This window comes from Christiangramia marina, from assembly GCF_048285865.1.
GTDB lineage: Bacteria > Bacteroidota > Bacteroidia > Flavobacteriales > Flavobacteriaceae > Christiangramia > Christiangramia marina.
On record NZ_JBLVTK010000002.1, the window covers coordinates 236,348 to 238,507 of the forward strand.

Below are 2,160 nucleotides of genomic sequence, written 5' to 3' on the forward strand. Positions count from 1 at the left end.
CTTTACTCCTGGGTACATTACTTCAATTCCTTCCTGATCACCACTGGAAAGTACAGAACGCTGAACAGAATACAATGATCCATCTTTTCGAGTGATCGTAGGCTGTCCATTGGCAGAAAATGAATAAGGACTATACATCATAATGGATCCAAGATCCAGACCAGCGGTATAATCTGCTCCATCATAACCAGCCTCTACATATGTATAGAAATTATGTTCTCTTCCTGAAAGAATATTATTAAAATTCACCGTAATGGTTTGATCTCTGTCTGCTCTACTCTGTTCATGCCATAGTCCAACGGCATGACCAATCTCGTGAATCGTGTTTCCAGTTGAACAACCATCAGCCAGAGTAATTGGTTGTCTACCTCCTACCATTCCAACATAAGAAGAACATCCTCCTCCGGGAGTGAAATAGACATAATTAGCTTCTGAAGATCGCTGCACAAATTTTACAGCAGTATTGCTCTCCCAATGCGCAATAGCATCTGATACTCTCTGTTGATTAGGTAATGCAGGATCTATATCATAATAAACCACATTTTCAGGCCAGAAGAATTTTGTACGGCCAACACTTTTATCCGTAATAAGTACATCTTCATCAGCGTTTAGAACCAAATCCAATGGAGTTTTAGAAATATTTTCTTCTGAAAGAAAAATATCTCCCTGGTATACATACTTACCATTTAGTTCTTCTACTGGAAGCTTTCTACCAGCAAAAAAAATATCAGAAACGGTTCCAGATTCATTCGGAAATGCGATTTCTGTAAACTCATCATTCTGGAAGGAACTAATTTCGTTCGTACCTGTACTAGAATCATCGTAATTCTCTTCGCTACAGGCGATAAAAGCCAATAACGGAACAGCTAAAATAAATTTTAGGTTTTTCATAAGTAGGTTAATTAGTAAATGTATAAGTCTGAATATGATTTGGATTTAATTTAGACAACTTGAAATTAAACAAGGGAAAATCACCGAAAATTCAAACTATTGAACTTCCGATGATTTAACTAAAATTATTGATGTGGGCTTATATTAAGCGAAATACCAGACACCTTCAATCAGCTCAACTCGTTTCCAACCGTACCAGCCCATATTGTAGTACCATTGATCGTAATATCTCAAAACTGTGAGACCTTCGATAGTGTAGTATTCCCCGTTTATATAGTTCTGAGTTGGTTTCTCTTCCCCACCATTAGATGAAGGATACATTGCATTGATCCCTGTAACATCACCATTTGAAAGCTGAGATCTTTGAACGCTATACGTGTTACCATCAGTCTTAGTGATCGTAGGTTGACCGTTTTTAGAAAATGCGTATGGACTATACATCATGATGGAGCCAAAATCTAAATTGGTGGTAAACTCATCACCATCAAAGTTATTCTCCTGGTAAGTCTGGAAATTGTATTCTCTACCGGTTTGAATATTTTCAAAGTTGATGGTAATATGCTTATCTCTATCCACTCGACTTTGTTCGTGCCACAGGCCAACTGCATGTCCAATTTCATGAATGGTGTTACCAGTGGAACAGGCATCGGCTAGAGTAATATTCTGCTTCCCGCCAACTTTTCCAACATAAGAAGAACAACCTGATCCCGGAGTGAAATAAATATAGTCTGATTGTCCAGATCTCTTCACGAATTCAAGATTGGTGTTTGCTTCCCAATGACTAATAGCATCAAAGACGCGATCCTGGTTGCCTAGTCTAGAATCAATTTCATAGTAAACTGTATTATCTTCCCAGTAAGCTGAAGTTCTACCAACACTTTTTGCTTGGGATACCTCATCTCCTTTTTCTAAAACTAAATTTACAGGGCTTTTAGAAGCTTTACCCTTGGGAATCATAATGTCCCCTTCAAAAATATAATTACCATTGACGTTCTCTACGGCCATTTTTATACCGGTATAATAAACATCGGTAGCAGTTCCTTTGGAGTCTGGAAATGCAATCTCGGTAATATCATCTTTTGATTCTGTTGAAGTGATCTGGGTTTCATTTTCAGCAGTTACAATGTCTGAAGTTGAATCCTCGCTACAGCTTATCATTGCAAAAGCTGATAGCAGGAGTAAACTCTTTAATTTTGTCATAAGTAGGTCTTTTTTTAAAATTTAATAGTTAATAATACACTCTGGGTTTAGCAATTCTCATTCCATAAA

Annotated in this window: 2 protein-coding genes; both read right to left on the bottom strand. The window is 37.3% G+C overall.

Translation table 11 applies throughout. The features are described from left to right. The coding region (locus ACNKXS_RS07545) for a M12 family metallopeptidase (RefSeq protein ID WP_417920346.1) at positions 1 to 891 on the bottom strand (891 nt) is incomplete at its 3' end. A 144-nt stretch (positions 892 to 1,035) separates the two neighbouring features. Continuing rightward, a complete protein-coding gene (locus ACNKXS_RS07550) occupies positions 1,036 to 2,091 on the bottom strand; it encodes a M12 family metallopeptidase (protein WP_417920347.1) in 1,056 nt (351 codons plus the stop codon). Positions 2,092 to 2,160: the final 69 nt, after the last annotated feature.